Source organism: Shimia sp. (assembly GCF_965227725.1).
Classification (GTDB): Bacteria; Pseudomonadota; Alphaproteobacteria; order Rhodobacterales; family Rhodobacteraceae; genus Shimia.
On sequence record NZ_CBDDGH010000005.1, the window covers coordinates 811541 to 834181 of the forward strand.

Annotated in this window: 20 protein-coding genes; 10 read left to right on the forward strand and 10 right to left on the reverse strand. The window is 60.0% G+C overall.

The genetic code is table 11. From position 1 onward, the window contains the following. Nucleotides 1-69: 69 nt before the first annotated feature. Genes ACO07T_RS14350 through ACO07T_RS14360 form a run of 3 tightly spaced genes read left to right on the forward strand, consistent with a single transcriptional unit; the run spans nucleotide 70 to nucleotide 3194 of the window. Nucleotides 70-1920: an ATP-binding cassette domain-containing protein gene (locus tag ACO07T_RS14350; RefSeq protein ID WP_422050512.1), complete on the forward strand. Its 1851-nt coding sequence runs from the start codon at nucleotides 70-72 to the stop codon at nucleotides 1918-1920. A 42-nt stretch (nucleotides 1921-1962) separates the two neighbouring features. Next, nucleotides 1963-2586: a MarC family protein gene (locus ACO07T_RS14355; protein ID WP_209062609.1), complete on the forward strand. Its 624-nt coding sequence runs from the start codon at nucleotides 1963-1965 to the stop codon at nucleotides 2584-2586. Nucleotides 2587-2612: 26 nt separating this feature from the next. Next, on the forward strand, nucleotides 2613-3194 hold the full coding sequence (locus ACO07T_RS14360) for a retropepsin-like aspartic protease family protein (RefSeq protein ID WP_422049977.1): 582 nt from the start codon (nucleotides 2613-2615) through the stop codon (nucleotides 3192-3194). 10 nt (nucleotides 3195-3204) lie between these two features. Here the strand turns inward: ACO07T_RS14360 and ACO07T_RS14365 are convergent, their stop codons facing one another. Together ACO07T_RS14365 and ACO07T_RS14370 are read right to left on the reverse strand one after the other, a co-directional pair. Then, nucleotides 3205-3672, reverse strand: a complete 468-nt coding sequence (locus tag ACO07T_RS14365; RefSeq protein ID WP_422049978.1) for a DNA polymerase III subunit chi — start codon at nucleotides 3670-3672, stop codon at nucleotides 3205-3207. A gap of 4 nt (nucleotides 3673-3676) precedes the next feature. Beyond that, nucleotides 3677-5143, reverse strand: coding sequence for a leucyl aminopeptidase (locus ACO07T_RS14370; RefSeq protein ID WP_422049979.1), 1467 nt, complete (start codon nucleotides 5141-5143; stop codon nucleotides 3677-3679). A 144-nt stretch (nucleotides 5144-5287) separates the two neighbouring features. On the opposite strand from ACO07T_RS14370, the gene lptF reads away from it, so the two are divergent. The 6 genes from lptF (at nucleotide 5288) to rsmA (ending at nucleotide 12850) form a co-directional block, all read left to right on the forward strand. Further along, entirely contained in the window at nucleotides 5288-6403 is a 1116-nt protein-coding gene (lptF, locus tag ACO07T_RS14375; RefSeq protein WP_422049980.1) for an LPS export ABC transporter permease LptF, read from the forward strand. Next, complete coding sequence (gene lptG, locus ACO07T_RS14380; RefSeq protein WP_422049981.1) at nucleotides 6400-7497, forward strand: LPS export ABC transporter permease LptG; 1098 nt, start codon at nucleotides 6400-6402, stop codon at nucleotides 7495-7497. Before lptF ends, lptG begins: the two co-directional genes overlap by 4 nt. Then, nucleotides 7494-9665: an LPS-assembly protein LptD gene (locus ACO07T_RS14385; RefSeq protein WP_422049982.1), complete on the forward strand. Its 2172-nt coding sequence runs from the start codon at nucleotides 7494-7496 to the stop codon at nucleotides 9663-9665. The genes lptG and ACO07T_RS14385 overlap by 4 nt, the downstream gene beginning before the upstream one ends. 22 nt (nucleotides 9666-9687) lie before the next feature. Further along, complete coding sequence (locus tag ACO07T_RS14390) at nucleotides 9688-10932, forward strand: peptidylprolyl isomerase (protein WP_422049983.1); 1245 nt, start codon at nucleotides 9688-9690, stop codon at nucleotides 10930-10932. Then, nucleotides 10929-11921 carry a 4-hydroxythreonine-4-phosphate dehydrogenase PdxA gene (gene pdxA / locus ACO07T_RS14395; RefSeq protein ID WP_422049984.1) on the forward strand — a complete coding sequence of 331 codons (993 nt, stop codon included), beginning with the start codon at nucleotides 10929-10931 and terminating at the stop codon, nucleotides 11919-11921. The genes ACO07T_RS14390 and pdxA overlap by 4 nt, the downstream gene beginning before the upstream one ends. 86 nt (nucleotides 11922-12007) lie before the next feature. Next, a complete protein-coding gene (gene rsmA, locus ACO07T_RS14400) occupies nucleotides 12008-12850 on the forward strand; it encodes a 16S rRNA (adenine(1518)-N(6)/adenine(1519)-N(6))-dimethyltransferase RsmA (RefSeq protein ID WP_209062593.1) in 843 nt (280 codons plus the stop codon). Here rsmA and ACO07T_RS14405 read toward each other — a convergent pair. The 4 genes from ACO07T_RS14405 to ACO07T_RS14420 are packed head-to-tail and all read right to left on the reverse strand — an operon-like array spanning nucleotide 12834 to nucleotide 18682. Continuing rightward, the gene (locus ACO07T_RS14405) at nucleotides 12834-13655 is read right to left on the reverse strand and encodes a UPF0280 family protein (protein ID WP_422049985.1); all 822 of its coding nucleotides are present in this window, start codon (nucleotides 13653-13655) and stop codon (nucleotides 12834-12836) included. The genes rsmA and ACO07T_RS14405 overlap by 17 nt on opposite strands. Continuing rightward, the gene (locus tag ACO07T_RS14410) at nucleotides 13652-15118 is read right to left on the reverse strand and encodes a 6-hydroxynicotinate reductase (RefSeq protein WP_422049986.1); all 1467 of its coding nucleotides are present in this window, start codon (nucleotides 15116-15118) and stop codon (nucleotides 13652-13654) included. The genes ACO07T_RS14405 and ACO07T_RS14410 overlap by 4 nt, the downstream gene beginning before the upstream one ends. Nucleotide 15119: 1 nt before the next feature. Continuing rightward, nucleotides 15120-17840 (reverse strand): molybdopterin-dependent oxidoreductase, encoded by a 2721-nt coding sequence (locus ACO07T_RS14415; RefSeq protein ID WP_422049987.1) that lies wholly within the window; start codon nucleotides 17838-17840, stop codon nucleotides 15120-15122. Next, the gene (locus ACO07T_RS14420; RefSeq protein ID WP_422049988.1) at nucleotides 17837-18682 is read right to left on the reverse strand and encodes an FAD binding domain-containing protein; all 846 of its coding nucleotides are present in this window, start codon (nucleotides 18680-18682) and stop codon (nucleotides 17837-17839) included. The genes ACO07T_RS14415 and ACO07T_RS14420 overlap by 4 nt, the downstream gene beginning before the upstream one ends. A 79-nt stretch (nucleotides 18683-18761) precedes the next feature. Between ACO07T_RS14420 and ACO07T_RS14425 the strand changes: the two genes are divergently transcribed. Beyond that, the gene (locus tag ACO07T_RS14425) at nucleotides 18762-19277 is read left to right on the forward strand and encodes a MarR family winged helix-turn-helix transcriptional regulator (protein ID WP_422049989.1); all 516 of its coding nucleotides are present in this window, start codon (nucleotides 18762-18764) and stop codon (nucleotides 19275-19277) included. A gap of 32 nt (nucleotides 19278-19309) precedes the next feature. Here the strand turns inward: ACO07T_RS14425 and ACO07T_RS14430 are convergent, their stop codons facing one another. The 4 genes from ACO07T_RS14430 to ACO07T_RS14445 are packed head-to-tail and all read right to left on the reverse strand — an operon-like array spanning nucleotide 19310 to nucleotide 22581. Continuing rightward, nucleotides 19310-20005, reverse strand: coding sequence for an ABC transporter ATP-binding protein (locus ACO07T_RS14430; protein ID WP_422049990.1), 696 nt, complete (start codon nucleotides 20003-20005; stop codon nucleotides 19310-19312). Further along, entirely contained in the window at nucleotides 19992-20714 is a 723-nt protein-coding gene (locus ACO07T_RS14435) for an ABC transporter ATP-binding protein (protein WP_422049991.1), read from the reverse strand. Before ACO07T_RS14435 ends, ACO07T_RS14430 begins: the two co-directional genes overlap by 14 nt. Continuing rightward, nucleotides 20711-21658: a branched-chain amino acid ABC transporter permease gene (locus ACO07T_RS14440; RefSeq protein ID WP_422049992.1), complete on the reverse strand. Its 948-nt coding sequence runs from the start codon at nucleotides 21656-21658 to the stop codon at nucleotides 20711-20713. The genes ACO07T_RS14435 and ACO07T_RS14440 overlap by 4 nt, the downstream gene beginning before the upstream one ends. Further along, the gene (locus tag ACO07T_RS14445; protein WP_422049993.1) at nucleotides 21655-22581 is read right to left on the reverse strand and encodes a branched-chain amino acid ABC transporter permease; all 927 of its coding nucleotides are present in this window, start codon (nucleotides 22579-22581) and stop codon (nucleotides 21655-21657) included. The genes ACO07T_RS14440 and ACO07T_RS14445 overlap by 4 nt, the downstream gene beginning before the upstream one ends. Between the last annotated feature and the right edge of the window lie 60 nt (nucleotides 22582-22641).

The window sequence follows — 22641 nt, forward strand, 5'->3', positions numbered from 1 at the left end:
GATAGCACGCGATTAACGACTTGAAAAGCGATGATTGACGCCGCCGTAATACTGCGCCAAACCCGCGTCATGCTTAAGATCTCTGACATCTCCTATTCCGTCGAAGGCCGCCCTCTGTTTGAAGGCGCCTCTGCGACCATTCCCACCGGCCACAAAGTGGGTTTGATTGGCCGCAACGGGGCTGGAAAAACCACCCTTTTCCGCCTGATCCGCGGCGAGTTGTCTCTGGAAGGTGGCAGCATCACACTGCCCCATCGCGCCCGCATCGGCGGTGTGGCGCAGGAGGTGCCCTCAAATGAGGTGTCACTGATCGACACGGTGTTGGCGGCCGACACTGAGCGCGCGGCCTTGCTGGCTGAATCAGAAACCGCCACCGACTCAGACCGCATTGCCGAAATTCAGACCCGCCTGAGCGACATCGACGCCTGGAGCGCAGAGGCCCGTGCCGCCTCTATCCTAAAGGGGCTTGGCTTTGATCACGAAGATCAACTGCGCCCCTGTTCTGACTACTCCGGCGGCTGGCGCATGCGTGTGGCCTTGGCGGCTGTGCTCTTTTCGCAGCCAGATTACCTGCTGCTTGACGAGCCGACCAACTATCTCGATCTCGAAGGCGCGCTCTGGCTGGAGAACTATCTGGTCAAATACCCACACACCGTTCTGATCATCTCGCACGACCGCGAGCTTCTGAACCGCTCCGTCGGCGCAATCCTGCATTTGGATGAACGCAAGCTGGCTTATTACACCGGCCCCTATGACCAATTCGCCCGCCAACGCGCCGAGCAACGTGCGGTTCAGGCTGCAGCCGCCAAAAAGCAGCAGGCGCAGCGCGAACACCTGCAAGCCTTTGTGGATCGCTTCAAGGCCAAAGCGTCCAAGGCCAAACAGGCGCAAAGCCGCGTGAAAATGCTGGAAAAGATGACGCCGATCACAGCGCCTGAAGATGCAGCACGTGTGGTCTTCACCTTTCCCAAGCCCGAAGAACTGTCCCCGCCCATCATCGCGATTGAAGGTGGATCGACCGGCTACGGCGAAACGGTTGTGCTCAAAAACCTGAATCTGCGCATAGATCAGGATGATCGCATCGCACTTCTGGGCAAAAATGGTCAAGGTAAGTCGACTCTCGCAAAATTATTGTCCAGCCGACTTGATCCCATGGGAGGCAAATTCACCACCTCACCCAAGCTGCGCATCGGCTTCTTTGCGCAGCATCAGGTGGATGAGCTTTACGTGGAAGAGTCTCCCATCCAGCACCTGATGCGCGAGCGCCCTGCGGAAGGACAGGCGCGCCTGCGTGCGCGACTTGCTGGATTTGGCCTGGGTGCCGCGCAAGCGGAAACCGAAGTGGGCCGCTTGTCAGGTGGCCAAAAGGCACGCCTCTCTCTGTTGCTTGCCACCTTGGATGCGCCACATCTTCTGATCCTTGACGAACCGACCAACCACCTCGACATCGAGAGCCGCGAGGCCCTTGTTGAGGCGCTCACCGCCTATACAGGCGCGGTCATTCTGGTCAGCCACGACATGCACCTGCTCACTTTGGTGGCCGATCGCCTCTGGCTGGTCAAGGATGGCACAGTGAAGCCCTATGAGGATGACCTTCAGGCCTACCGCAAACTGCTGCTCACCTCTGACAAACCGGCCAGTGGAAAACCAAAAGCCAAACCCGTGGCTAAAAAAGCCAGCCGCGACGAAATTCTGGCCCTGCGCGCCGAAGTTCGAAAATCAGAGCAGCGGGTCGAAAAACTCAACGAGATGGCAGACAAGCTGGCAACCAAACTGGCGGACCCGGCTTTCTATGAGGGCGAAAAACTTGGCGAAATGGAAGTCTGGCAGAAGAAATATGCCGAAGTCCGCGATGCCCAGGACCGCGCCGAAGATCTTTGGATGAAAGCGCTGGAAAAGCTGGAAAAAGCCGAAGGCTGACCTTAGCCTTTGCCCCATCATTAGAAGGAATACCCAACCACCATGGACAGCGCCGCCTTTATCACGGCCTTTGTGACGCTTTTTGTGATCATCGACCCGATTGGTCTTTTCCCGATCTATGTGTCGCTGACCCAGGGCGTGCCCGCGCGCGAACGGCGCACAATCGCCATCCGTTCCTGCGTCACGGCCTTTGTGATCCTGTCGCTCTTCGGCTTCCTTGGCGAAGCTGTGCTGAACGGCATTGGCATCTCCATGCCTGCGTTCCGGATTGCGGGTGGAATCCTGCTTTTTGTAACAGCTTTCGACATGCTCTTTGAACGCCGCACCAAGCGGCGCGAAGATCAGGCCGAAGAAGCTGAGGAAGACTACCCGGATCCTTCGATCTTCCCGCTGGCCATTCCGCTGCTGGCAGGCCCCGGCGCGATCACCTCTGTGATCCTGCTCGCAGGTCAGGACACCGGCGTGCAGGCCACGCTCGCGGTGCTTGGCGTTGCGCTTCTGGTTCTGGCGATTGTGTTCTGTCTGTTCCTCACCGCAGGCTATCTGGAACGCCTGCTTGGCCGCACAGGCATCACCGTGATCACTCGCCTTCTCGGTATGCTGCTCGCAGCGCTTGCCGTGCAGTTTATCCTTGATGGCCTCAAAGATTTTGGGCTTGTTGGCTAGCAAAGCGCATCTGGGACCTCCGCATCATGAACGAATTTGAGATCGGCCACCTCGCATATCTGAGCCTGCTACTGGTGATGGTTCTGATGTGGTACATCTCATCGGGCCGCCTTGCGCTTGGCCAGACCCTGCGCAACGCGGCGATTTGGGTGCTGATATTTCTGGGGGCCATTGCGGTGGCCGGCATGTGGGAAGACATCCGCTCCACGGTGCGCCCCATGCAAACCGTTCTGGAAGACGGCAGCCGCATCGAAATCCCGCGCAGCAACGATGGCCACTATTATGCCACGCTGCGCCTCAACGGAGCCAACGTCGACTTTGTGGTGGATACCGGTGCGTCGGAGATCGTGCTGTCCAAAGCAGACGCCCGCCGCGCCGGACTTGATCCGGACAACCTCGCTTATTGGGGCCGCGCCATGACAGCCAACGGCGAAGTCCGCATTGCGCCTGTCTGGGTTGAAGAAATCTCTCTGGGAGATTTTACAGACCGCGACGTGCGCGCCACGGTGAACGAAGGTGAGATGCCTCAGTCGCTGCTCGGCATGTCCTATCTGCAGCGCTATGCGCAGATCACCATCGCCGGAAACCGTTTGATTCTAACGCGGTAAGCCGGGGAACTTAATTTCCGCCGCTCTCCGCTTTTTTCTGCCACACACCCGTCTCTTCAGACCAGTATTGCGCCGCGCAGCCCGCATCGGTCAGCGTTTTCCACTGCCCCCGCGCATGCTGAACGGCCTCCGGGTCATGCCCGTCAAACAGAATACAGACACGCTCGGTTGTGTTGACCTCTTCCGCGCTCACCGCCGCGCCATCCACTGACATGATGCATGCCGCTTCATTGGGCGTATCAGACGACGTCGTCAGCAGGATGGGCTGCAACCTGTCATAAGGTCCACCTGCCAGCCCATGCGCCAGAAAGCTCTCATCGCCCAAAAGCCAGAGCTTTTGATCCAGCCATTCCATGCGGCCCGGGTCCACCCCCCGCACCGCAATCGCCCAGCCCGCGCCCCGCGCCTTCTCCAGAAGACGCGGCAGCGTGGTATCAAGCGGCGCTTGTGTCAGGTGATAAAAATAGGCCGCGCCCAAGGACTTACACCTCGAAGTTGTCCGCCACCAACCGGCTCAGCGCGCTCACGCCCCAGCCGGTCGCACCAGCAGGTGCCAGCGCTGTTTCCGACTTCACGCTGGCCACGCCTGCGATATCGAGGTGAATCCACGGCATGTCTTCCTGCACAAAGCGCTGCAGGAATTCCGCTGCTGTGATCGAGCCGGCCGGGCGGCCACCGACGTTTTTCACGTCTGCAATCCGCGATTTCAGCTGTTTGGCATAACCTTTGCCCAGCGGCATCCGCCACGCGCCTTCACCTTCCGCATCCGCCGCTTTCAGGAAGGCGTTGCAGAGTATGTCATCGTTGGAGAAAACGCCCGCATTTTCATGGCCAAGACCGATGATGATCGCGCCCGTCAAAGTGGCCAGATCAATCATACCTGCTGGTTTGAAGCGCTCCTGCGCGTAATGCATCACATCGCACAGTACCAAACGGCCCTCAGCATCTGTGTTGATCACCTCAATGGTGTCCCCCTTCATAGAGGTCACCACATCCCCCGGACGTGTCGCGCGGCCAGAGGGCATGTTTTCCACCAGCCCGACAAGGCCGACCACATTGGCCTTTGCCTTGCGCAACGCCAGCGCTTTCATGGTGCCAGCCACAACACCTGCGCCGCCCATGTCCATGGTCATGTCTTCCATGCCGGCTGCCGGTTTGAGCGAAATGCCGCCCGTATCAAACACCACACCTTTGCCAACCAGCGCCAACGGCGCGGCCTTGGCATCGCCGCCTTTCCATTGCATCACAACAACTTTGGACGGGCTTTCAGAGCCTTCTCCAACAGAAAGAAGCGCGCCCATACCCAATTCCTTAAGCTGATCCTCTTCCAGCACCTCAACCTCAAGGCCGATGTCCTTCAACGCAACCAGACGGTCGGCAAATTCGGTGGTGGTCAGCACATTGGCGGGCTCATTGGTCAGGTCACGTGTGAAAAACGCCCCATCTGCCACGGCCAACAAGGGGCTGGCGGCGGCCTCAACATCGTCAGGCTTGCTCACTATCATGCGCACGGCGCGCGCATCATCCTTGGCCTCTGCGGTTTTGTGGTCATCAAAACCGTAGTCACGCATCGCAATGCCAAAAGCGATCTGCGCCGCTTTGGGATGGGTACCAGCCAAAACGGTCAGTGCGGCTTTGCCACGCGCCTTACCAAGCGCGGCACCGGCCTTGCGCGCCTCTTCCACGCTGCAACGGCGCGGCAGCACCACAACATCAACAGCTTCTGCGGCCAAACCAGCCGGAAACGCGAGGCTGATCAGATCGCCATTTGAGGCTTTCTCACCCTTTTCTTCACGCAGGCGCTCAATCGCGCCTCGGGTCAGCCGGTTGATCCGGCGCGCGCCCTGATCAAGGTTACCCTCCTGAGGCACAAAAATCGCGATCCGCCCCTCTGCCTTTGCAATTTCGTCCAATTGGGTTTCTTCAAAAGCAAACTGCACAGGGCGCATTCTGGTGTCTCCGTTTAACTGATGCCAAACACCTAGCGCGCCCGATCTGGCTTGACCAGTGGCCATCGCCAGATTGCAGTTTCACCGCGCAATCAATTCCACTAAACTGCGCCGAACGAATAGGCACTTGAGGGAGTCCACGGCGTGAGCAGATTCGACAGATACATCCTGTCGCAGTTCCTAACCCTGTTTGGCTTCTTCGCACTGATCCTTGTGTCGGTCTATTGGGTCAATCAGGCGGTGTCACTGTTTGACCAGCTGATCGCCAGCGGCCAGAACGTGGCTGTTTTTCTGGAACTTTCGGTTTTGACCCTGCCAAACGTGATCCGGCGCGTGCTGCCAATCGCGGTTTTTGCGGGCACGGTTTATGTCACCAACCGCCTGTCCAATGAAAGCGAACTAACCGTCATGCAGGCCACCGGCTTCAGCCCGTGGCGTCTGGCGCGTCCGGTGGCCATCTTTGGCCTGATCACCGCTCTGATGATGAGCGCCCTGACCCATTTTCTTGTGCCTGGCTCCACCAAAGAACTGAGCCAGCGCCAGTCTGAAATCAGCGAAAATGTCACCGCACGCCTTTTGACGGATGGAACTTTTCTGCATCCCATTGACGGGGTCACCTTCTACATCCGCGAAATCACCTCCGATGGTGTTCTCAGAGACGTGCTGATGGCTGACAGCCGCGACCCCGGCAGCTCTACGGTTCACACGGCTGCGGAGGCCTATCTGGTTCAGGACGAAAGCGGCCCCAAACTGGTGATGGTCGACGGCCTCATGCAGCTCAACCCCACCGGCACGGACCGCCTGATGACCACCAACTTTGCTGACTTCTCCTATGACATCAGCGCCCTTGTCGACCCGGATGTCGCCTCCCGCGGCTCTATCGACTTCATGCCGACCTGGGATATTTTTGGCGCCCTTGCCTCTGTGTCTGCCGAGACCGGAGAAAGCCTTGGGAAAGTCACCGAAGAATTCCACGCCCGCTTCACGCAACCGATCATGTGTATCGTCTTTGCCTTGATCGGCTTTGGCATGCTGATCATCGGCAGTTTTAGCCGCTTTGGAGTCTGGCGGCAGATCCTCTCGGCCTTTGCCATCCTTGTTGTGCTCGAAGCGCTCAAGAATGTGGTCTCAGACCCTGTTCTGGACGCCCCGGACCTCTGGCCACTGCTTTATTTGCCCGCGGCCCTTGGCTTCTTTGTGGCCTTTGGTTTGCTCTATTTTGCATCCAATCCTCTGCGTCTGCGGAGGGCAACCGCATGACCACGCACCTCTATTTCGCGCGCAAATTCCTGTGGATGTTCCTCAGCATCCTGACCGTCTTCTTTGTGCTGACCATGCTTTTGGACATGATGGAACAGCTGCGCCGCTTTGATGTTGATGAGGTTGGATTTTATCGCGTGCTCGGCCTCACGCTCTTGCGCGCGCCACAGGGGCTTTACCAACTCCTGCCGTTGATTGTTATTCTCGCCACCGTGGCCCTGTTCATCGGCTTGGCCCGCAGCTCAGAGCTCGTGGTTGTACGCGCTGCAGGCAGATCCGGGATCGTCGCGGTACTCTCACCTGTTATCGTGGCCATGCTGCTGGGGCTGCTTGCGGTGACAGTTCTCAACCCATTGGTCGCAACAACCTCTCTGGAATACGAAAAGCAAAGCGACGCCCTGCGCAACAATGGCGGGGAGGCGCTCTCGTTGACCGAGGAAGGCATCTGGCTGCGCCAAGGCGGACCGGAAGGCCACGCGGTCATTCACGCTGACCGCACCAATGCGGATGCAAGCCAGTTCATCAACCTCAGCGTCATCACATACGCCGACAACGGCGGGCCGCAATCGCGCATCGAAGCAAAGACCGCGCGCCTGCTTGAGGAAGGTTGGGAGCTCACCAACGCCCGCGTCTGGAACCTCAACCGTAGCGTCACCGAAGGTGCTGAGGCCGTACATCACGAAACGCTCCACCTGGCCAGCAATCTCACGCCCGACCGCATCCGCGACCGTTTCGGCAGCCCCTCTGCGATATCCGTGTGGCTGTTGCCTCAATTTATCAAAGAGCTTGACGAGGCAGGGTTTTCATCGCGCCGCCACACGGTTTGGCTGCACATGGAGTTGGCCCAGCCTCTGTTCCTGATGGCCATGGTTCTGGTTGGCTCCGCGTTCACCATGCGCCATACCCGTTTTGGCAACACCGGCGTCGCCGTTCTGTTTGCTATCCTTGTTGGCTTTAGCCTCTATTTCATCCGCAACTTCGCCCAGATCCTTGGAGAAAACGGTCAGATCCCCGTGCTACTCGCAGCCTGGGCACCACCTTCTGCAAGTGTCTTATTGGCACTGGGGCTGTTGTTGCATATGGAGGACGGATGACGAAGCTCCTCTTCCGCCTGATGGCGGCCACTGCACTGACTTGCGCTTTTGCTCCGCACACTTACGCGCAATCCGCCCCCGCATCGGCGGCAGGTTCAAACACCACCCAAGAAGCGCCGCAAAATGTGGTGCTGATTGCCGACAGCGTGGAATTGGTCGGGCAGAATATCCTCAAAGCGCGCGGCAATGTCGAAGCTGTCTCCGGTAACACCCGTCTGCAAGCCCGCGAGGTCACCTACAACAACGAGACCGGCGAAATCAGCCTCATTGGCCCTATCCGGATCAGTGATGGCGATGAGGTTTCCATCGTTGCAGACTCTGCCGAGCTTGATGCCGATTTCCGGTCAGGCCTGATCCGCAGCGCGCGCCTTGTGCTTGCCGATCAGGTGCAAATGGCCGCGCAACAGCTCAATCGTGTTGAGGGCCGCTACAACGTCCTGACCAAAACGACCGTCTCATCCTGCCGGATCTGCGAAACCGGCGAGGCCCCGCTTTGGCAAATCCGTGCCAAACGGGTGATTCACGATCAGGAAGAACGGCAGGTGTATTTTGAGCAGGCGAGCTTTCTCGTCCGCGATGTGCCCGTGTTCTATTTCCCCTACCTGCGGATGCCAGATCCAACGCTGAAACGCAGCAAAGGTTTCCTGTTTCCGCAATTCACACGCACGTCACTGCTCGGCAACGGGGTGAAGCTGCCCTACTTCTTCCCGATCGGCGAAGACAAAGACATCACGCTCACGCCTTACATCTCCACCGAATCCCGCACGCTGGAGTTCCGCTATCGGCAGGCGTTTGAAAATGGCGGATTTCAGGTTGACGGCGCGATTTCTGATGACGACCTGCGCCCCGGAGAAACCCGTGGTTACGCCTTTGCCAATGGCCTCTTCCAGCTGCAAAGAGACTACAAACTTACCTTTGATATCAAAGCCGTATCAGATGATGCTTATCTCTCTGACTACGACTACTCAGATCTCGACCGCCTCAACAGCAGCGTGAAAGTGCAGCGTGCCTCGCGCTACGAAAACACCAGCTTTGGCGTATACCACTTCCGCTCGCTGCGCGACGACGAAGACAACAACACCCTTCCTACGCTGGTGTTTCAGGCCGAAACTGAGCGCCGCTATTTCCCAAGCCTTATTGGCGGCGAGCTGCGTACCCGGCTAGAGGCGCATTCCCACCAGCGGGATTCAGGTGCGGATGGTGATGACGGCCGTGATGTGGCGCGCACCAATGCCTCTGTTGAGTGGCTGCGCAACTGGACGATGGCCGGCGGTCTGCGTGTGGGCGCAACCGGTGGGTTGGCCTTTGACGCTTATAAAACACTGAACGATTCCAATTTCAGCTCTTTTGACAGCGGCTTCACCCCCACAGTCGCCGTGAACCTGCGATACCCGTTGGTCAAACGCGGCACCGACGGGGCAACCTATCTGCTGGAACCGCTCGCACAGATCGGCTGGACCGGTGGCAGCGATCTCGACATCGCCAATGATGAAAGCACCCGCGCGGAATTTGACGAGGGCAACCTCCTCGCTCTGTCCCGCTTCCCGTCTTATGACCGGCGCGAACGCGGCCTGGCTGCGGCACTCGGTGTGAACTGGTCGCGCGTCACCTCCGAGGGCTGGGAAGGGCATTTCACCTTTGGCCAAGTGTTCCGCGATCAGTCCCAAGGTGATTTTTCGGAAACATCCGGCCTGTCCGGCAAGACCTCAGATCTGCTGATCGCGGGTCAGTTCAACAACCAAAACGGCTTGGTGGCCTCTGCGCGTGGCCTGCTGGATTCCGGTGGCACCCTAAACAAGGCAGCCGCCCGCCTGGGCTGGAGCAATCCAATGCTGATGGTGGATGCCAGCTACATTTGGCTCGCAAGAGATCCCGAAGAAGCCCGCGACGAGCGCATCTCCGAATGGACCTTGGACAGCAGCTACCGTTTCTCGCGTCATTGGACCGGATTGGTCGACTGGCGCTATGACGCCGTGGCCGGGAAATCGGCCCGCGCAGGCCTCGGTCTACAGTATCGTAACGAATGCGTGCAGGTCGAACTTTCGCTCTCGCGCCGCTTCTCCACATCCGATACCGTACAATCCAGCAATACCTTTGGCATCAACGTGGCCCTGCTTGGATTTTCGGTCAATTCAAACGATAAGAGCTATAGCCGCACCTGTGGCTGAATTACAGGAAGACGACACTCTCATGACGCGACGCCCTTTCATCCGCTCCCTTCTGCGCGCCTTCACTGGCACCGCCAGCACACTCGCAGCAGCCGCCTTGTTGACCGGAACCGCCTCCGCGCAAAGTGCTTTCAGCCCAGCGATTTTGGTGAACGACTCCGCCGTCAGCTACTACGAGCTTGATCAGCGCGCGCGCCTGCTTGCCATTATGAATGCGCCGGGTGATCCCGGAAAACTGGCCCGCGAACAGCTGATCGATGACCGCTTGAAATTGCAGGCCGCCCGCCTCACCGGCATCGCAGCCACAGATGAAGGCATCCAGAACGGCCTCGACAACTTCGCCGCCCGCATCAACATGAACATCGACGATCTGGTTCAGGCTCTGTCCGGTGAAGGGATCGACGAAGAAACGCTGCGCGACTTCATCATTTCCAACATCACCTGGACCGGTGTTGTGCAGTCCCGCTTTGGGGGCAATGCCCAGGTCAGCGAAGAAGAGATCGACCGCGCCATCGCCCAGAACAGCGGCTCCGGCGGCGTGCGCGTGCTGTTGAATGAAATCATCATTCCTCTGACGCCACAAAACCAGCGTCAGGTGCTCAGCCTCGCAGAGCAACTTTCCGAGCTCACCAGCTTTGAAAGCTTTGAAAACGCCGCCCGCACCTATTCCGCCTCCGCGACCAAAGCCGAAGGCGGACGTGTCGACTGGATGAACGTCACCAATCTGCCCGCCGAATTGCGCCCGGTTGTGACTGCTCTGCGCCCCGGCGAAGTGAGCCGTCCGCTGCCGCTGCCCAACGCCGTGGCGCTGTTCCAGCTGCGGGATGTGGCTGAAACCGGCCGCTCAACACCGACCTATTCCGCCGTCGATTACATGAAATATTACCTGCCGGGTGGCCGCACCGAGGAAAACCTCGCAAAAGCCAAGGAACTCGCTGGCAGCCTTGACCGCTGTGATGATCTCTTTGCCATTGCGCAGGATCAGCCCGCGGAAATTCTGGTGCGTGAAACACAGGCGCCCAATGAAATTCCACAGGACGTGGCGTTGGAGCTGGCCAAGCTCGACGACAACGAGGCCTCCTACAACCTAACCACCGCAGATGGGCAGAACCTCATTCTTCTGATGCTCTGCGGCCGCACCGCCCAACTGGCTGAGGAAATCTCGCGCGAAGACGTGGCCCAGGCCCTGCGCAACCAGCGTCTGGAAAGCTACGCCAACAGCTATCTCAGCCAGCTGCGCGCCCAAGCCCGGATCATTGAAAAGTGACCAGCCCATCATCGCGCGCACCCATTGCCCTTACCTGTGGTGAGCCGGGGGGCATTGGCCTTGAGATCGCCGAAAAAGCTTGGCAGTCCCTGAAAGAGGAACTGCCGTTTTTTCTGATTGCCGATCCCGATCATTTGCCCGGCACGGTGCCGCATCAGATGATTGATGACCCGGCGGAGGCTGTGGGTTTGATGCCCGAGGCCCTGCCGGTCTTTCCCCATCCATTTGGCGCGCCGCGCACACCCGGTCAGGCGGATCCTGAGAACGCCGAAGGCGTGATTGATGTGATTTCCCAAGCGGTTGATATGGCCATGTCTGGCAGCGCCAGGGCGGTCTGCACGCTGCCAATCCACAAGAAAGCTCTGAAAGACGGCGCTGATTTTGCCTATCCGGGTCATACAGAATTTCTTGCGCAACTCGGTGGCGTGGACAATGTGGTGATGATGCTGGCCTCCGAAATGCTGCGCGTCGTGCCCACCACAATCCACATTCCTGTGTCTGAGGTTCCTGCCGCACTCACACCGGACCTGCTGGAAGACACCATCCGCATCACCGCCAAAGGCCTCACAGATCAGTTTGGTCTCAGCAATCCCCGGATCGCCGTGGCGGGCCTCAATCCGCACGCAGGTGAGGGCGGCGCCATGGGCCATGAGGATGCCAGCGTGATCGCCCCCGTTCTCGACAAGCTGCGCGCTGAGGGTTTTGACATCGCCGGTCCTTTGCCTGCTGACACCATGTTCCATGCCGCCGCCCGCGCGCGATATGATGTGGCCATTTGTGCCTACCACGATCAGGCGCTGATTCCGATCAAGACCTTGGATTTTGACGGCGGCGTCAATGTCACCTTGGGCCTTCCGTTCATCCGCACCTCACCGGATCACGGCACCGCGTTTGACATCGCAGGCACAGGTCAGGCCAACCCGTCCAGCACCATCGCGGCGCTGCGCATGGCCGCCCGCATGGCCGACAGCCGCCCACAAAGCGCTTGACGCGTCAAAGGGCGGCACATATCCCCGCCCAAGGCCAATATCGCGCCCTGCGCGCGCAATCGTACAGGTAAGCCACAGGGAACACCATGAGCGCCATTGATGATCTTCCCCCGCTGCGTCAGGTGATCGACACCCATGGCCTCTCTGCGCGCAAATCTCTGGGGCAGAACTTTCTGCTCGATCTCAACCTGACTGCCAAGATTGCCCGCCGCGCAGGCGATCTCACCGAATGTGATGTGTTGGAAATCGGCCCCGGCCCCGGCGGCCTGACCCGCGGCTTGCTCGCCGAAGGCGCCCGTCGCGTGCTCGCCATCGAGAAAGACGACCGTTGCATTCCTGCGCTTGCAGAAATCGAAGCCGCCTACCCCGGCCAGCTTCAGGTCATCAACGGCGACGCGCTTGAAGTGGACCCGCTTGCCCACCTTACGCCACCCATCCGTGTGGCGGCCAACCTGCCCTATAACGTCGGCACAGAGCTTCTGGTGCGCTGGCTGACGCCTAAAGAATGGCCGCCGTTCTGGCAGAGCCTCACCCTGATGTTTCAGCGCGAAGTGGCCGAGCGTATCACCGCCCAACCGGGCTCCAAAGCCTATGGCCGCCTTGCAATCCTCGCCCAATGGCGCGCCAACGCCAATATCGTGATGTCCCTGCCACCCGGCGCATTTTCCCCGCCGCCAAAGGTGCATTCCGCCGTCGTCCATCTCACCGCACTGGAAGAGCCGCGCTATCCCGCTGATGCCGCCACGCTGTCACGCGTGGTCGCTGCCGCCTTCAACCAGCGCCGCAAGATGCTGCGCGCGGCTCTGAAAGGTCAGGCACCAGATATCGAAGACCGGCTCTTGGCCGCAGGCATCCAGCCCACCGAACGCGCCGAACAGGTTTCACTCGAACAGTTCTGCGCCCTTGCACGGGTTATGAAAGAAACTTGAGCCCACAACGCGCTTGCCCCTGCGCATAAAGGTACACACCGGCCAGGGGCATCTTTTGTGACAGCTTTTCCGAGTATTGCACGCCGCGCAGCAGGGCCTGCTCGACATCTTCTGCAGGCATCGGGGCAACATCGACGGTTACCAGCCGGGCGCCCAGATCCGTGTCCTCACGTACCTCATTGGCAGCCGCTCTTTTGATCGCAGGATGCCCGGGCACATCCACATGATTGGCAATCAAAGTTGCCGCCACATCCGCCTCCGCCGCCGTATGCGCCAGAACGGTCACCGCATCCGCAATGCCTAGGGACAGGCTGCGCCCTGACCAACCAGAGGTCGCCACGCCACGGATCGGGTCTTCTGCGTTCACTTTCACGCCTGCGGAGTTGCCAATCACCTTGGCGCGCAGGGTTTCCCCCTCCGTAAGAACCAGCGCCACATCGCCGCCGTTGTTGACATAGGCCCGCGCCACACCGGGGACGTTGGCGATGATATTGGCGATCTCATCTGCCACCGCACCGGCGACCGCCATCATCGGTGTGACAAAATCGGGCAACCCGACCCGCGCAGCCTTTTGCATTTTTTGGGCAATCTGACCCTCGAAGACGATTTCCTGATCGGCCGATTGCCGCAATCCCGGCAGCTCTTCCACCAATTCCTGCAAAACTGTCTCAAACCGCTGCACCACCGCAACATAGGCCTCAGCGCGCCCGTCGCCCCAGATTTCAATGATCAGATCAATGGGTCCGTGATGCAGATGCAACCGTCGCCCGTCCGGCAACCACGCCACCTGAGGCATAACAGTCATTCACTGTCCTCACCTTTACCAAACACATGGCTGTCGCGCGCATAAGCGCCACCGCTTTGCAAAATATCCAGAACATCCCGCACCGAGTCAACATGCCCGCCAAGCGCCTCATATTCTTCCTTGGACACGGTAAACTCCAACGGCGCGACAATGGCCGGGGTTGGCACCATGCCAAAGGCCCCTTTGGGCGTTTGCGTCACATCCGCCATCAGCGTGATGCCCCCGCCCGGCCAGACAAATGACTTTGCACCGCCCACGGTGACATCCGCGCGCCCGGCCTGAACAGCATCGGTCAGCTTCACCGGATTGCGGGTCACGCCGGATCGCAATGAGCCCCCGGCACCGCCCATAAACATCACTGTGCAAAGCGCAGGCTCACAGTTCTCAGCGATCAAAGCCACCGACGGCTTCAACGCCTCCGGCATCGGCTTGGCCTGCGGCTCCAAATCCGCGTCGAGCTCAAAATAAGCCGCATGCTCTCCGGTGGTGGAGACCATCAACAGGCTCAGCCCTTCCCGCGCGCCTTTCTTCTCAAGCCACGGTCCAAGGATCGACAGCGGATCATCAATATTGGTGCCGCCCCAGCCCAACCCCGGTTCTGCCACCTGAAAATAGCGCCCCGGCGTGCTGCGCCGCCCTTTGATGCGAATGCCCGTGTCCGGCCAGCCAAGCACTTTGCCCGCCTGATGCTCGCTCACAACGCCGGTGATGTGGTCATCCACCACCACCACCTCGTCAACCAAACCCTGCCATTGACTTGCAAACATGCCAATGGTGGCCGACCCGCAGCCCACCCGCATCCGCGCTTCCTGCTGCCCATCCACAATCGGAGCAACACCGGCCTCCACCACCACTTCCGCACCGCCATCAACGGTCAGTGTCACCGCCTCACGGTTCAGCAGCCGCAGCAGCACATCACAAGTCACGCGCCCTTCCAACTTGCTGCCGCCGGTCAGGTGATCAACCCCGCCAAGGCTCATCATCTGTGAGCCATATTCACTGGTGATCATCAGCCCGACAGCTTCCCCCTGGTGGCGGATCACCGCGCCCTCATGTCCAAGATGCCGATCCGTGTCGATTTTCACCTTAACGCCGCAATAGGAAAAGATCGCCTCCGTCACCACGGTCACAAAATCCGCGCCATCCACCTCGCGGCTCGCCAGAAACGGCGCGGGTTTATAGTCCGGATAGGTGGTGCCAGCGCCCACGGCCGTCACAAACAGATCATCGGTCGACAGCCCGTCGTGCCAATCACGCCCAAGAAACGGACGAACCTCTCCGCCATGTTCCAGTGTGCGGTCCAGCACCGTCAGCGGGTCACATCGAACGATCTCGCCGCCTTGGTTTGCATAGCGGTCACAGGCGCCGATTTTGCCTTCGCCGATGTAGCACATCACCGGGCAAGCGTCACAGCGGAGCTTCTCCTCCCGCACTCGTGTCTCTTTGCCCGATGTTGTGTTCATCTCACCCAGACCTCTCTTTTGCCGCTTTGATCGCCACCAAAACCCGATCTGGCCGCGCAGGCAACTGCGTCAACCGCGCCCCACAAGCATCTGTGATTGCGTTTAAAATGGCTGGCGCCGTTGGGATAAGAACATGCTCTCCAAGTCCCTTGGCTCCCATCGGTCCTTCCGGATCCGGCACCTCAATCAGATGCGACACAACCTCCGGCATGTCGCCAATTGTCGGGATCAGATAGTCATGCAGGTTCTCCGTGCGCCCCGGCACAAACTCTTCCATCAGGGCCATGCCAAGGCCCTGCGCGATGCCCCCTTCAATCTGCCCCTCCGCGAGCAGCGGGTTGATCACCCGACCCAAATCATGAGCGGCGGTGATCTTCAGCACCTTCACCGTGCCAAGCGCAAGATCGACCTCCACCTCAGCCAACTGCGCCCCATAGCCGTAAACCGCATAAGGAACACCCTGCCCGTTTTCATCCAGTGCTTCGGTGGGCGGATCATAAGTCTCCTCCGCCATCAACACATAGCCCTCAGCCCCCGCAGGCAAAGCGCTCAGATCAATCTCTCGCGTCGCTCCGGCCTCAGAAATGCGCAAGTGCCCTCCTTGCAGGTAAACTCGCGCAGCCGGCCCCATGTTGGCCATCTGCAATATCTGCGCCCGCAAGCTTTGCCCGGCCAAAAGCGCAGCTTTGCCGCTCACCACTGTTTGGCGGCTGGCCGAGGTCTTGCCGCAGTCCGGTGTTATACCCGTATCCGCATCCAGCACCTCAAGCTGATGCACCGGCAGGCCCACCGCATCCGCAGCGATCTGCGCGATCACCGTATTGGCCCCCTGTCCAATATCCATTGCGCCCTGATGCAGACAAACCCGGCCGTCCGCTGTAATCCCCATCCGCATGGTCGAAGGGTTCGGCAGGGCTGTATTTCCGCAGCCATACCAGCAACTGGCCACACCGATCCCGCGCGCCTTGCCACTGTTTTGCGCGTTAAAGCCCGCCGTGGCGATTTGCGCCGCATCCCAGCGCGGCTGCAGCGCCTCAAGACAAGCGCCAATGCCAACGCCCTGCACTGTTTGCCCACAAACAGTCTCTGCAGACTCACGCAGAGCATTTTTGCGCCGGATCGCCAGCCGATCCATGCCTACTTTACCTGCCAATTCATCCAGCAAAGTTTCCTGCAGCACCGCGGCTTGCGGCACACCAAAGCCGCGAAAGGCACCTGCCACCGGCCCATTGGTATGGATCGCCCGCGCCTCGGCGGCATAGTTGGGCACCGCATAAGGCCCGCTGGCGTGCACCGGCACCCGAACCGCAACCGTCGGCCCCCAGCTGGCGTAGGCTCCGGTGTCAAAATCACCGTCAAAGAGCATGCCTGTCAGCTGCCCATCCGCGTCTGCGGCCAGCGTCGCGGTCATCTGCGCCGGATGCCTTTTGGTGGAGGCCAGCATGCTTTCCGCACGTCCATAGACCATCACGCTGGGCCGCCCTGTGAGCAATGTCACCAACCCGATCAGCGGCTGCACGGACAGATCCAACTTCGCACCAAACCCGCCGCCCGTCGCGGCCGGTCGAATGCGCAGCTTGTCCCCAGGCAGCCCCAGCACCGCCGCCGTTTCATCACGATCCAATACAGGTGACTGCGTGCAGGCCCGGATATTGAGCACATCGCCCTCCATCCACGCCGCCCCGGCCTCCGGCTCGATATAGGCGTGCTCCACATGGCCTGTGGTGAACTGGCCTGACACCGCATACTCAGCTTTGGACACCGCATCCGCAGCCTCACCTCGGCGCACCACACCTGCGATCAAAAGATTGTCCGCACGGCTCGCGTGCAGTTGCCTTGCATCGGCGGCACGCGCCGCAGCCACATCCAGCACCGCAGCCTCCGGCTGCCACGCAATCGGGGCCTGCGTCAGATCAAGGGAAAGGACCACATCCCGCGCGCCCGCCACCAGCGCCACAGGCTCTCCGGCCAACCGCACATGCCCGTCCGCCAAGGCAGGCTGATCCACAAAGGTCGGGATGACCCCCGTCACATTGCGCCCCGGCACATCCGCCGCGGTGAAGACCTCAACGCCTTGCGCCGCGGCCCAGCCTTTCAGATCTCCGAACACAAATCGCGCCGCCGCATGGGAGCTGCGAATGGCCCTGACCCAAAGCGCGCCCTCTGGCAGCACATCCGCCCCAAAAGCCTCTGTTCCCAAGACCTTGGACACCCCATCCAGACGCTCAACCCGTGCGCCCACCGAGGCCGCCGCATCCGGTTCCGGCCCCGCGCCGCTACCACTTGCATCCAGCACCGCATCAATGATCTTGGCATATCCAGTGCAGCGACACAGCACCCCGCCAAGCGCCGCTTCAACCGTCTCCCGATCGGGCTTTTGCGCCTGTCGCAGAAGCGCCTCCGCTGCCATAACCATGCCCGGCGTGCAAATCCCGCATTGCGCAGCTCCGTGTCGCAGAAATGCCCGCTGCAGCGCACTTGGTCCCGGGCCAGACAGTCCTTCAATGGTTTCAATATGACGCCCCTGTGCTTGCGCCACAGGTGTCAAGCAAGCGCAGGTCGCGGCCCCATCGAGCAGCACGGTACAGGCGCCGCAATCTCCGGCATCACAGCCCACTTTGGTGCCCGTCAGCCCCAAATCATGGCGCAACACATCCGAGAGCCGCCGCCCCGGCGCGGCAGTCACTTCATGATGTGTTCCGTTCACCTTCAGATGGATCATCCCGCAGCGCTCCGCAGGGCGCGACGCACAAGTTCCGGCACCGCGTCCAAACGGTACTCCGCACTGCCCCGCACATCTGAAATCGGGCTTAGAGCCGCATTGATCTGCGCTTCCCTGATCACGTCGTCGATATCATCAACCGCCGCCCCGATCAGCGCGGTCTCCAACGCGCTCAAGCGCGCAGCCACTGGGCTGCAAGCGCCTACCGCAACCGCCGCACCGGTCACTTGTCCGTCGCCCACCTCCAAACGCGCAGCCACCATCGCGATGGAAATCACCAAATGGCTGCGGCTGCCAAGTTTCTCAAATGCGCTGTGGCCAGTCGCGCTCCCCTCGGGCACCAACAAAGCGCTCACTATTTCATCGTTTTCCCGCGCAGTCTGGCGCGGGCCGGTCACAAAATCACGCAGAGCAACCCGGCGGATACCACCGGGCCTCAGCAGTTCGACCTCCGCATCCAAGACAAGCAACGGCGGCATGCCATCCGCCGCAGGTGAGGCGTTGCAGATGTTGCCAACCAAGGTGCCTGCGTTCTGCACCTGAATGCCGCCAACCTGCCGTGCGGCATGCTTCAGCATGTCAAATGCCGGTGGCAAAGATGCCGCCACAACATCGCTCCAGGTGGCAGCAGCACCGATACGCCAACCTTTGGCAACCTTTTGAATGCCTTGAAGTTCCGAAAGCGCCGTCACATCCAGCACAACATCGTCAGACCCACTGCCCAGCTCTTGGGCCTCCGTCGCCGCAAAGAGATCCGTACACCCCGCCGCAATGATCACCCTCTCGGCCTCTAGCAGCGCGAGCGCATCTTTCAACTTGTCGGGGCGGTGATAAATCCCCATGCTGTCCTCTCAGCCCTCAGGGCGCATTGCTCAAAATCTTGTTGGTATACAAACGGATTTTGCGGCAGGATCTGCGCCTGTGTCAACAAATCCCAGCCATCGCGCCCTCTTGCGCGACCGCAGTCAGGCCCAGCACATGCCCCCGATGGACACGTCTCAGCCCCCAATTCCGCCGCACACCGCGGCAGAGCGTTATGATCTGGACGATCAGGTTGGCTTTCTTTTGCGGCGCGCAACACAGCGCCATCTCGCGATCTTCGCCGAAAATATCACCGATCTGACCCCCACACAGTTTGCCGCTTTGGCCAAACTCTGCGCACTTGGCGCGGTGTCGCAAAACGCCTTGGGCCGCGCCACGGCCATGGATGCCGCCACCATCAAAGGCGTGGTGGACCGTCTGCGCAACAAGTCTCTGGTGGCCAGCGCGCCCGACCCCGAAGACCAGCGCCGCGTCCTGCTGAAACCGACCGCCGAGGGTTGGTCGCTTTATGAAGAGCTCGCCGCCGCCGCCGAACAAATCACCAAAGACACGCTTGCCCCACTGAATGAGGCCGAACAGACGATCTTCGCATTGCTCTTGAAAAAACTGATCTGAGTGTTTGCCACCAACACCGTCGCCCCGCATCGTCAGACGCCCAGGTGACGAGCGAGTATGCTGGGGTCATCGCGCATCTCTGCACCAGAGACCACACCTCGCATCCGTCCGTTTTCAAGCAACGCCGCACGATCTGCGAGCGCCAATATCGCCTCAACCCTCTGCTCGACCAATACCACGGCAACGCCTTGATCTCTCATGGTTTCTGTCACGTCACGAATGGCCGCAATCATGGAAGGCTGCAGCCCTTCTGTTGGCTCATCAAGCAAAACCACCTTGGGCCGCAAACTCAGCGCCCGCGCCATCGCGAGCATCTGCTGCTCCCCACCGCTCAAAGTGTTCGCACGCTGAGTAAAACGCTCTCTAAGCCTTGGAAAAAGTTGTAAAACCTCTTCCAGAACACCCTCATTGTCCGGCTTGGAAAACCGACCCACTTCGAGATTCTGCCCAACCGTCAGCTCCCCAAACAACCGCCGTCCCTGAGGCACATAGCCGACGCCACACCGTGGCACCTGATGCGCGGGCAGCGCAGAGAGCGTTTCGGCTTCCAGCCGCACCTGCCCGCCCATCAACGGCAGCAGCCCCATGATGGCTTTCATTGTGGTGGTTTTGCCTGCGCCGTTACGGCCCAAAAGACATGTGATTTCACCGGCTTGCGCCTCAAATGACACCTGCCGAAGCACCTGCGCACGGCCATAGCCTGCATCCACCGCCTCAAGCTTCAGCATGTTCGCCTCCAAGATAGGCGGCCTGCACCGCCGCACTGGCTTGAACCTCTTCGGGGGTGCCTTCAAAAAGGACCTGACCGGCATTCAAAACCGTCACAAAATCAGCGACTTGCATCACCACATCCATGTTGTGCTCAATCAGCAGCACGGTTGTGGTTGCCCGCAATTCTCCGATCAAACGGTTGAACGCCGCGACCTCTCCATCTGCCAATCCCTGCGTTGGCTCATCCAGGATCAACAACTTTGGCGCTTGCGCCAACCCCATCGCGATCTCCAGCAACCGCTGGTGACCATAGCTCAAATCGCCAGCATCCTCACGCGCCCGATCCAACAGGTCCACACGGCTCAACGCGGCTTCCACTTTGCGGTCCGCCTCAGTTGCAGAGGGGAACACCCGGCGCGCGCCCAATGCGACATTCTCCCAAACCGGCAGGTTCGGAAAAATTGAGGTGATCTGGAAGGTATAGGCCATCCCCATGGCGATCCGTTTATGGGCAGAGAGGGCCGTAACATCCTGCCCATCAAAAGAAATCTCCCCACCGCTGCTCTGCAAGCGACCAGACAGAAGGCCCACCAAAGTGGTCTTGCCCGCCCCATTTGGCCCAATCAACGCACGGACCTGTCCTTGCGGAATATCGAGGCTCACATCGTCAACGGCCAGCAAGCCATTGAATTGTTTGGAAAGCCCCTTCGCAACAAGCAAACTCATGGCAACCACCTCCAGAACCGGTTGCGGATCTCTCCCATCAACCCCTGCGGGGCAAACAGCGTCAGACAGACCAGCGCCACCCCGGCGATCAGCATGTAAGCCGTGGTAATGCCTGAGCTTAAGTCTATGAGGTAAAACATAAATACCGTCCCCACCAAGGGGCCAAGCGCGGTTCCAGCGCCACCAAGAAGCACCCACAGCAGCGGGAAAATGGAGTATTGCACCGAGGCAAAACTCGCCCCGACGTAGCCAAACAGCAGCCCATAGGCCGCGCCGGAAAGCGCAGACAAAGTCGCTGACAGCACCACCGCCATAAGTTTGTAGCGCATCACGTCATAGCCCAGCATCATCGCGCGTTCTTCGTTTTCCCGGATCGCGATCAAAACGCGGCCAAACCGCGATCTCAGCACCGCCAGCAGCGCCAGAAAGGCCACGGCAAACACCACAAAAGCGGCAAAATACCGGTTGCTCGGATCAGACAGATCAAAGCCCCACAACATACGGTCCGCCTGCTGGATCACAAATCCTTCGTCCCCGCGCGTGTAGGCCCCAAAGTAGAGCACCGTCAGGTATCCGGCCTGCGCAAACATCAATGTCACGATCATGAAGGCCACGCCTTCGGTGCGCAGCGCCAGCGCGCCAATGACCGCGCCAACCGTGGCCCCTGCCAAAACACCAAGCAGCAAAGCGCCCCCGGCGCTCAGCCCAAGCTGCGTCATGCCAAGCCCCATGCCATAAAGCCCCGCGGCAAAGAAAAGCGCATGGCCTAGGCTCAGCAAACCCGTGTAGCCAAACAACAAATTGTAGCCGATGGCATAGGTCGCAAGCACCATGATCCGCGCCAGATTGCCATGGTGATAGGCTGGCAGCACGAATTGCAGAACCAACAGGATTGCCAGAACACCACCATGCAACCCTATGATTTTCCTCACTTCTGACGTCATGCGCGGCTGGCTCCGAAAAGACCCTGCGGACGGAACACCAGCACCAGCGCCACAAGAACCGTGGCCATGATCTTGGCCAGCGTTGGCGAGAAGAACACCGAAATGATCCCGTCAGACAGACCAATCAACAGCGCGGCCAGCACGGTTCCCGGCAGGCTGCCCAAACCGCCGATGATCACCACGATGAAGCTCAGCAGCAGCGGATCGCCCCCCATCAGGTAATGCGCCTGCTGGATCGGCACGATCAACACAGCCGCCAAAGCCGCAAGACCTGCCCCCAAACCAAAGACCAACGCATAGACGCGCTCGACCGGGATGCCAAAGGCCAATGCCATATCGCGATCTTGTTCGGTCGCTCGCATCATCAGCCCAAGCTTGCTGCGCGTCATCAACAGCCAAAGCGCGGCCAGCACGCCCGCCGCCGCACCAATCACCGCAAGCTTGTAGCTCGTGATGCTCAACCCCCAGGGCCAATAGAGGCTGAGCCCCGTGTCGGTCATCTCCACCCAGGGCAAAGCCAGTCGAGTGTTGAACGGCGGCGTTACCGGCCGCGCGTCCGGGCCGTAAGTCATCAGCGTAACTTGCTGCAGAATATAGAGAATCCCGATGGTGGCGACGATGGTGCGCTCTGGATCATAGGACAGGCGCTTCAACACAGTGACATCCGCCAAAGCGGCCAAAACCCCAACCATGACCGGCACAATCAACAGCGCCAGAGCAAACCCAAGCGCGGCATAGCCATCCAGCCAGCTTGTCACCCACCATGCCAGCACCGCGCCCAGCATGAAAAATTCGCCATGCGCCACATTCACCACGCGCATCACGCCAAACACCAGCGCCAAGCCGCTCGCGGTCAACGCCAACACCGCCGCTGTCACCGCGCCTTCCAGCGTGGCGAGCATCAAATAAGGTCCAAAATCCATTGCCGCTCCTGCCGCATCGCTTACGAAGGGTGCGCCAAACCCTTGGCGCACCACAACTTT